This is a genomic window from Butyrivibrio sp., from assembly GCF_015056685.1.
GTDB lineage: Bacteria > Bacillota > Clostridia > Lachnospirales > Lachnospiraceae > Butyrivibrio.
The window spans coordinates 1-8,283 of record NZ_SVFW01000083.1; the positions used below are offsets into that span (position 1 = coordinate 1).

Sequence of the window (8,283 nt, forward strand, 5' to 3'; positions counted from 1 at the left end):
AATTAATAAAAGTCCCGTAATCCGCTACCAGAGCGGGATACAGGACTTTTTTCTTTAAAAAGCTGTCAAAGACAGGAATATAACATAAGCAAAATATGGTGTCAACATAATTATTTTACATTTGCATCATTTTATTTTTACATTTGACACCTTTTATTTTACATTTTATAATGATATGGGTGTATGTCCCACAATCACTTGAGAAACGGAGAATGTAATGGCAACTAAGGTCACACTTCAGGACATAGCAGATGCTCTTGGAGTTTCTAGGAATACAGTTTCAAAAGCAATAAATAACACTGGAGTTCTGGCTGAATCCACCAGACAGAAAGTTTTGGAAAAAGCTATAGATATGGGTTACAAACAGTTCTCATATGCCAATTCAGTGTCCGACATAAAAAATCCTTCCTTTGCAAGGAATAAGGCTTCAGGGGAGATAGCTCTTTTCACCGGAAGTCTTCTCAATAACTCTCATTTTGCATCAACCATGATCGATAAGTTTCAAAATGAGATATCTATTCTGGGCTACAGTCTCACAATGCACAGAGTTGACGAAGGCAACATTGCAGATTTAAGCCTTCCCCTCTCATTTAATCCTGACAACACCAGAGCAATAATGTGTATTGAGATGTTCAATCATCCTTATTGTGAAATGCTGTGCAATCTGGGAATCCCTGTTCTTATGGTTGATGCACCTGTAGCAAGCTATTGGAAACCTTTAAATGCAGATCTTCTTTTAATGGATAACTCTTCGAGTATTTACACCGTTATAAATGACCTGAGCAAAAAAGGCATCACAAAAATCGGATTTGTCGGACAGGTAACTCACTGCCGCTCCTTCTATGAGCGTTTCACAGCATTTAGAGAAGCTCTTTACATCAATAACCTTGAGTTCAACGAAAAATACTGTCTGTCCGAAGTCCACAGTCACGACAGCCAGTACAAAGATTATTTATATAAAGCTCTTGAGAATATGGAAGAATTACCTGAATTGTTCATATGTGCCAACGATTTCGTTGCACTGGATCTTTTGTATGGACTTAGAAAAATGGGAATTGAATGTCCAAGAGATATTAAGCTGTTTGGATTTGACGATTCACCGGAGTCCAAGATAATGACACCATCTCTTTCTACCAGTCATATCCACAGTCAGATAATAGGATATTCTGCTGCCAACCTGATAATGTCAAGAATTGAACAGCCAGACTTAAACTACAGAATTACTTATACAGAAACCGACCTCATCTATAGAGATTCAACAAAAATGGATTAATAATATAAAGGGGCTGTGAAAAAATGAGAAATCATTTTTTCCAGCTCCCTTTTTATCATTTATCTTTTTCTTCCAAAAGATTTGTCATACTCTTCATACTAAGACCAATGGTTGAAGCATTGTGCATAAAAGCAGTCATAGTCGGAGTAAATACTCCAAGCATTCCCATTAGAATCAAAAATGAATTGAAAATGAGTATGGTTCTGTAATTATAAGTAATCCTGCTTTGGAGCTTACAGCTAATATTTCTTAAAGTAAGCAGTGCACCAAGATCCTCAGAAGCTATAGTTATATCCGCGATTTCTCTTGCAATTGAAGCTCCTGTACTTACAGCAATACCTGCATCTGCCTCTGAAAGAGCCGGTGAATCATTGATTCCATCGCCTATCATGATTACCTTTCTCCCTGCCTCATGCTCCTTTCTGATAAAAGAAGCCTTATCTTCAGGAAGAACTTCTGAAAAGTACTCTGTAACACCGGTTTTTTCAGCAACCGCCTTTGCAGTCCTGTCGCTGTCTCCTGTCATCATGACAACTTTGCTAAAGCCTGCTTTTTTAAGTTTGTCTATTACTTCAGGTGCCTCAGCCCGAAGCGGATCTTCAATCAGAATAACAGCTACAAGTTTTCCACCAATAGCCAGATACAAATGTGAATATTCTGCTGGAAGATTGTCAAACTTCTCTTTTTCACCATCAGGAATTACACATTCCTCATCTTCAAATATAAAATGATAACTTCCAATGCATACTTTCTGTCCATCTATAGTACTTGCAATGCCGTGAGCCACTATGTATGTAGCTTTAGTATGCTTTTCCTCATGCAAAAGGCCTTTGTCATCAGCGGCTTTCACAACAGCATTAGCCATTGAATGAGGGTAATGTTCCTCAAGGCAGGCAGCAAGGCGAAGAGCCTCGTCCTTATCATAGTCTTCAAAGGTAACAACATCTGTAACCTTAGGTGAAGCAAAGGTAAGAGTTCCTGTCTTATCAAAAACTATAGTCTCAGCTTCTGCCACGGCTTCCATAAACTTTCCGCCCTTTACTGAGATATTATGATCTCCTGCCTCTCTCATAGCAGACAGCACAGAAATCGGCATAGCAAGCTTAAGTGCACAGCAAAAGTCAACGTTAAGTATTGAAGTAGCTTTGGTAGCATTTCTCGTAACAAGATATGTTAAAAGAGTAGCCCCAAAGGTGTATGGAACCAGCCTGTCGGCCAGATGTGATGCCTTATCTTCAGATTCTGACTTGAGCTTTTCAGATTCTTCTATCATGGCTACAATTCGGTCATATCTGCCGCTTCCTTGGGACTTGGTTACACTGATTGTAAGTTCACCCTCTTCAACTACTGTTCCGGCATATACTAAAGCGCCCTGATCCTTGTGAACCGGTTCTGACTCACCGGTCATTGAGGACTGGTTCACTGATGCTTCGCCATCAGTCACAACACCGTCAAGAGGTATCATACTTCCAGTTCTTATTATTATCTCATCTTTTTCTTTTACATCAGATACACTTACAAGAACTTCTGCCCCATCTGTGCTCTTTATCCAGACTTTATCCACATTAAGAGCCATGGCTCTTGCCAGATCATCCACTGACTTCTTATGAGTCCAGTCATCCATTATTTCTCCAACGCCCAGCAGGAACATAACGGAACCTGCGGTGTCAAAGTCTCTTCTTATAAGTGAAACCAGAATGCTGGCTGCATCCAGTACCGACACTTCAAGTTTACCCTTTAAAAGAGATTTTATACCCTCGATTAAAAATGGAATTGCCCTTAAAATAGTCAAGATTTCTCGTAATCCCGCTGGGAAAAAGAGTCTTTTTATAACCCTCTCCATTACGTGAAAACACATCCTATCCTCGTATTGTATCCTGAGCTCCCTTCCTGTGTGCTCCGGAACCTTTACAAGAGATGTCTCATAGTTAAAGTCAGACAGCGCTTTTAATATATCGTCTCTTTTTTCCTTATCAAAAAAGATAATGGCATTGGCTGTTCGCTCGTTAACTGAAACTTTTTTTACCCCGGATGTATCCTTAAGGTAGTACTCCAGTTTATCAGCTTCAGCCGGTGTCATATAGCACTGATGCATATGAACACGCATGCGCCCATTGGACTCATGCTCTATTTTGCACTTCATAATCAGCCTTCCGCTTTTGCAAGAATAGCCTTAGCATCGGCTATTTCTTTTTCTCTTTCTTCTTTATAGCGCTTTTCGTTGATTTCTTTTGCATCAGCGCTGATATCCTGACAGTTCTCCTTAATATTTGTATATGTTTCCATTACAGAGTCCTTACAGCGATATGCAGCTGCAGTAATGTGTGTATAGCACTTTTTAGCATCCTTACTACCAAGAATCCCTACTCCTGCTGTTCCAAGAACAAATCCACATGCAATTTTACCTACTGTACTCCAAACTGACATAATATTGTCCTCCTAATTTATATAAATATAGTAAGTTGTGTAACAATTATATCTAAGAAGTACTAATGTAGCCCCTGCTAACAGCTGAGAATATTTCTCATTTAGTAGCAGTTGCATTTGGATGGCTTATGAGCATGGAGCGTTATACTTATCAGTCTCTTTTGGAGGCTGATTTCTTATTTTCCGTTTTATCAATTATTTATCTATATTTCATTTATTTGTTGGCCGTTAAATGATACTATATTGTTGTGAGAGAGGCGAAAAATAGGTCAATTGTAAAGGCAAGGAAGTTATTATGATTTATTATGATGATCTACCATTATCCAAAGATATCTTGGCTGCTTTAAATGAATTGAAAATAGATTATGTCTTTCAGCCCATATTTTACCCAGATGGAAAGACTGTCTATGCGTGGGAAGCACTTATGAGGCCCCACGATATGGATGTAACTGAACTTATAGCGGAATATGAAAAGCAGGACAAATTACATGTATTAGAGGTTGCTACTTTATTTGGTGCAACTCAAGCATATTTTATCAGGGGATATAAGGAATACTTATCGATTAATACATTTCCCAGTGAATTGTTTAGTAAAGAGGAAATTGATGCTTTTATTTCGTACTATGGCGGACATAAGAATGCAATGATTTTGGAGTCACTGGAATACCCTTATTTATCAGTAGAAATTGCGCAGATAAAAAGAAAATATGCAGATATTAATAATAACCTGATTGCCATAGATGATTTTGGTACAGGCATTAATAATTTTGATGTGATCGATGCTGCTAAACCTAATATTGTAAAGATAGATCGGACATTACTGACCGATATTGATAAAGATACGTACAGACAGGAACAATTGCGCGAAATAATTGATACATTTCATGCAAGAAAAATAAGCGTGGTGGCCGAAGGAATCGAGACCGAAGGCGAGTTTGAAACAATGAAGGAATTAGGAGCAGATTTTTTCCAAGGGTACTATTTGAAAAGACCATCGTAAAGGGTAAAGTATTTGGGAACAGCCTATATTAATTCTTCATAATAAGTCTATTTTACGCTATTCCAGTATTCAAGCGCTGTTTCCATCTTTTTTATAACCTTAGGAGGCAGCACTTTAGGTCCCATATTAAAAAGATTATCGATGCCGGCCACGGCTCCAACACCAAAATTATCATATAGAGAAATGTGATAATCCTTACTTCCATGCCAGAATTTGATTTTGCCGGCAAAATCATTTGAAGGATTTTTGTCGTACTGCTTTGCTATTTCTAAGGCTGTATCAATGCAGGTTTTCATTTCATCCTCATTTTTGAGACAGGTAAGAACCAACGCTTTAAAGACAAGCCCCATGATCTTCATCTTGGAAAGATAGCTGTTCTTGCTCATGTCAGTACTGGTAGCATCTACTATAGTCATATACCAATCCATAATCTCGCAAGCTTCCTTGTATGCCTTAGTATTGTCCATAGAAACCAGCACCATAAACATTTCTGTAGAAAACTCCAAGGTTTTGACTAGAATTGAAACCAGAACTCTTGTATAAACCTCCATTGCTTCCTCAGGCTTGCCCGTCATTCTTAAAATATTAGCTATATTGATGTCTGCTATCCCCTTAAAATTTATCTTTTTAAACTCCTCAAAAGATTTCTCAGGGTTATCACGACCTTTTATAGTTGCTATGCGAAATTTAATGCTAAAGGTTTCCTGCTCCGGATTGTCACTCTGTGAAATGTAGCGAAGAGACGACTCATAAAGTTCGATTGCTTTGTCCCGATAATCCTTCAAATCTTTCATCGATGAAACGATATGGTATGTGTCCGCACAGCTTGTGAGAATCTTAAAGTTACCCGGATATCTAACCAGTGCTTTTTCTGCCTCAATGATAGCCTCGTCATATTTATCCTCATGTAAAAGAGTATCCAGCCTGTCAGAAATGTCTTTGACGTTCTTGGATGACATGCTATAACCCAGAAGCACGTCGACAGATATGCTAAAAAAGTCTGCAAGCTGCATTAGAGTTAGAATATCCGGCACATTACTGCCGCTTTCCCATTTTGATACAGCTCCAACCGTAACTCCAAAGGCTTCTGCCAGTTCTTCCTGGGTCAGATTCATGCTCTTTCGGTACTTCTTTATGTTTTCATTAAGCTTTATCTGCATTGCAAACTCCTTTAATGAAAGAATTTTTATCCTAAACTTGCTGATACTTTCTCGTTTTTAATTCTAAGGGAGCCTTCCTCAATCTCCATCTGTGGCTTTACAAAGACTAAGATTGCAAGAATAGCTATTGCAAAAATCACGCAGAATACAAGAATTGCTCCTGTGCTGACCTTAGTCACAACTGCGCTTAAAAGAAGTGAACCCACAGGCATACATGCCGTTCCGCAAGCGCCCATTACTGCGGCTGCTCTTGCAATATATTTTGGATCAGCATTTTTCATAAACTGGATATTGATTGTACCGCCTATGATTGAAGCTGCCACCATCATGACAAAAAATGAAGCTGCTACGTCCACATAACAAGCAATATTATTTCCAACAAAGAAACCACCACAGGCAATTCCCAGCATTCCAGCGCCAAGCGTTGCTGTTCCAAGCATTATCATCTTAAGTGGTGAAAGCTTCTGTGAAAGAACCGGTACGAGTGCGGATCCTGCAATACCTCCGATTGCAGCAAATGCACCTGCAATACTAAGGATTTCACCGCCCATTCTGAATATCTCGCTGGCAATTGGCGCCTGAAGTGCGTTTATTGGAATGAGCATAAAATTAAGAGCAACTGCAAGTAAACCATAATTACAGATAACTCGTGAGCTTGCCACATATCTAAAGCCGTCTAAAAAGAATTCAATTTTACTCTGCTCTATTTTGTTCTCTGTTTCTCCGGTAGCGGATGTTGTCTTGGATGCTTCATTCTGTGCCGCTTCGGTAATTTTTGCTCTCCCAGCCTTCATTGCAATGATAAGCACCGCTGCAACTCCAAATGTTACTACATCAATCATCATTGCTGTAGTAACGCCTGCTGTTGCAATGATCACACCGGCAGCACCTGTACCTGCCAGTGATGCAGCACTTGAAAGCATGGAATTAAGACTCATTCCGCAGGTCATATGCTCTTTCTTGACCACCTGCATTGTAAATGCTGAAGTTGCAGGAAGATTAAAGGACTCCACTGTTGTGATGACCAAAGTAAAGATTGCCATAACCAGTGCATTCACCAGGCCTGCTCTATATAGAAGTGCAAACAATGTAATAATAACTGCTCTAAGAAGATGTGTTGCTACAATCACATGCTTCTTGTCCATCTTCTCAACAATAGCTCCGGCAAAGGGCTGAATCACCACGTTTGGAAGTGTATTAAGTGCAAAAACTATTGCTGACCATGCTGCGCTGTGTGTAATCTGATAAACCAGCCATGTAAAAGCGATTGCATCTACAGAATCACCAAATCGGTTGATAACCGTAGCAAAAATCAGCTTTCTATATTCACGTTCCTTAATGATTTCCCCATACATTTTCCTGTTCTGTTCCATATCTGAAGCCTCCTTACTTGTTTTCATGACTTCATTCTATATGGAACTCACACTTAGTATAATACACTTGTTGTACTAGTTGTAAAATAAAAACTTTCCGTTGTGGAAAGTTTTATTTTTACTCTTGTAATTAACCCCGTCCCCCAGGTTAGTCCTGATTATTTACAAACAATTCCTGGAATTCCTTTCTTCCCGGAACCCACGCTTTCTCATAAATATGCGTAAAATGATTCTTAACAGTCTGCTCCGATATTCCAAGCATAAATGCTATTCTTCTATTTGAAAAACCGGACACCTTCAGAAAGCCCAGCTCCAGTTCACGTCTAGTAAAGCTGTATTTCTGAGCGACTTTGAGATACTGCTGTTTTGTTATCTCATTTTTCGTCATTCTCCCAGATCCATTTCTTCATTCATCTTCCGCTCTGCATTCAGCCTCAGTGGAAGAAGCAAAAACTCAATAATAACTGCATATAATCCGGCCAGAAAACAGACTGCCAAATTGGGACCTATCGTATATGGATCGTCTAATCGTCCCAACAACAGAACCCCTGATATGATTATTGCAAAAAGAGCTGCATATATAGTAAGCTTCTGTGCCGCATCGACAGCGCCTATTATATTTTTCAGTTCCAACAAACTAAATGGCCTGATGCCAACTGAAAATGCTTTTAAGAAATTCTTCCATTCCCCCATGATAAGTAATCCCGGAACAAAGATTAGTACTATAAGCAGTATCGATGGCAAGTCAAGGAACCATAAGACAGCAGACATCCCCCAGCTCCCACCTAATACAGTCATCATAAATACCGCAATGAACAGTAGCAATTCACCGATTAGAACCAGTCTTATATTCTTCATGGCAGGTCTCCTTTCAAATGCGAATAACTTTACCTACTTTGAACCTACCACAAACTTGTCAGAAAAGATATAGTACCTTTTTACCTTAAGTCATTTTCGGTAAAAAAAGATATAAAAAAAATCCAGGGAGTCTTTTTATTGCTACTTTATGCTATTGCTTTAGTTCTTTTGCCAATTAAACAATAGTATGTC

General features: G+C 39.0%; 8 protein-coding genes. 2 read left to right on the plus strand and 6 right to left on the minus strand.

All coding sequences use genetic code 11. The features are described 5' to 3' along the window. Positions 1-217 precede the first annotated feature (217 nt). Positions 218-1,273 carry a LacI family DNA-binding transcriptional regulator gene (locus tag E7303_RS17650; protein ID WP_292146774.1) on the plus strand — a complete coding sequence of 352 codons (1,056 nt, stop codon included), beginning with the start codon at positions 218-220 and terminating at the stop codon, positions 1,271-1,273. Between the two features lie 55 nt (positions 1,274-1,328). On the opposite strand, the gene E7303_RS17655 is transcribed toward E7303_RS17650, so the two are convergent. Both E7303_RS17655 and E7303_RS17660 read right to left on the minus strand, forming a co-directional pair. Then, positions 1,329-3,416 (minus strand): heavy metal translocating P-type ATPase, encoded by a 2,088-nt coding sequence (locus E7303_RS17655; RefSeq protein WP_292146775.1) that lies wholly within the window; start codon positions 3,414-3,416, stop codon positions 1,329-1,331. A 2-nt stretch (positions 3,417-3,418) separates the two neighbouring features. Next, entirely contained in the window at positions 3,419-3,700 is a 282-nt protein-coding gene (locus E7303_RS17660) for a DUF6110 family protein (RefSeq protein WP_292146776.1), read from the minus strand. 295 nt (positions 3,701-3,995) lie between these two features. Between E7303_RS17660 and E7303_RS17665 the strand changes: the two genes are divergently transcribed. After that, a complete protein-coding gene (locus E7303_RS17665) occupies positions 3,996-4,700 on the plus strand; it encodes an EAL domain-containing protein (RefSeq protein ID WP_292146777.1) in 705 nt (234 codons plus the stop codon). 47 nt (positions 4,701-4,747) lie between these two features. On the opposite strand, the gene E7303_RS17670 is transcribed toward E7303_RS17665, so the two are convergent. From E7303_RS17670 to E7303_RS17685, 4 genes are all read right to left on the minus strand, one after another. Then, on the minus strand, positions 4,748-5,860 hold the full coding sequence (locus E7303_RS17670; RefSeq protein ID WP_292146779.1) for a helix-turn-helix domain-containing protein: 1,113 nt from the start codon (positions 5,858-5,860) through the stop codon (positions 4,748-4,750). 26 nt (positions 5,861-5,886) lie between these two features. Next, complete coding sequence (locus E7303_RS17675) at positions 5,887-7,233, minus strand: MFS transporter (RefSeq protein ID WP_292146780.1); 1,347 nt, start codon at positions 7,231-7,233, stop codon at positions 5,887-5,889. A gap of 148 nt (positions 7,234-7,381) precedes the next feature. Then, positions 7,382-7,621, minus strand: a complete 240-nt coding sequence (locus E7303_RS17680) for a helix-turn-helix transcriptional regulator (RefSeq protein ID WP_074891159.1) — start codon at positions 7,619-7,621, stop codon at positions 7,382-7,384. Next, a complete protein-coding gene (locus E7303_RS17685) occupies positions 7,618-8,091 on the minus strand; it encodes a hypothetical protein (RefSeq protein WP_292146781.1) in 474 nt (157 codons plus the stop codon). The genes E7303_RS17680 and E7303_RS17685 overlap by 4 nt, the downstream gene beginning before the upstream one ends. Between the last annotated feature and the right edge of the window lie 192 nt (positions 8,092-8,283).

What these genes read in the sequence shown, in the direction of transcription:
- E7303_RS17665 (WP_292146777.1), top strand. Translation starts at nt 3,996, where the DNA reads ATGATTTATTATGATGATCTACCATTATCCAAAGATATCTTGGCTGCT.
- E7303_RS17650 (WP_292146774.1), top strand. Translation starts at nt 218, where the DNA reads ATGGCAACTAAGGTCACACTTCAGGACATAGCAGATGCTCTTGGAGTT.
- E7303_RS17685 (WP_292146781.1), bottom strand. Translation starts at nt 8,091, where the DNA reads ATGAAGAATATAAGACTGGTTCTAATCGGTGAATTGCTACTGTTCATT.
- E7303_RS17660 (WP_292146776.1), bottom strand. Translation starts at nt 3,700, where the DNA reads ATGTCAGTTTGGAGTACAGTAGGTAAAATTGCATGTGGATTTGTTCTT.
- E7303_RS17680 (WP_074891159.1), bottom strand. Translation starts at nt 7,621, where the DNA reads ATGACGAAAAATGAGATAACAAAACAGCAGTATCTCAAAGTCGCTCAG.
- E7303_RS17670 (WP_292146779.1), bottom strand. Translation starts at nt 5,860, where the DNA reads ATGCAGATAAAGCTTAATGAAAACATAAAGAAGTACCGAAAGAGCATG.
- E7303_RS17675 (WP_292146780.1), bottom strand. Translation starts at nt 7,233, where the DNA reads ATGGAACAGAACAGGAAAATGTATGGGGAAATCATTAAGGAACGTGAA.
- E7303_RS17655 (WP_292146775.1), bottom strand. Translation starts at nt 3,416, where the DNA reads ATGAAGTGCAAAATAGAGCATGAGTCCAATGGGCGCATGCGTGTTCAT.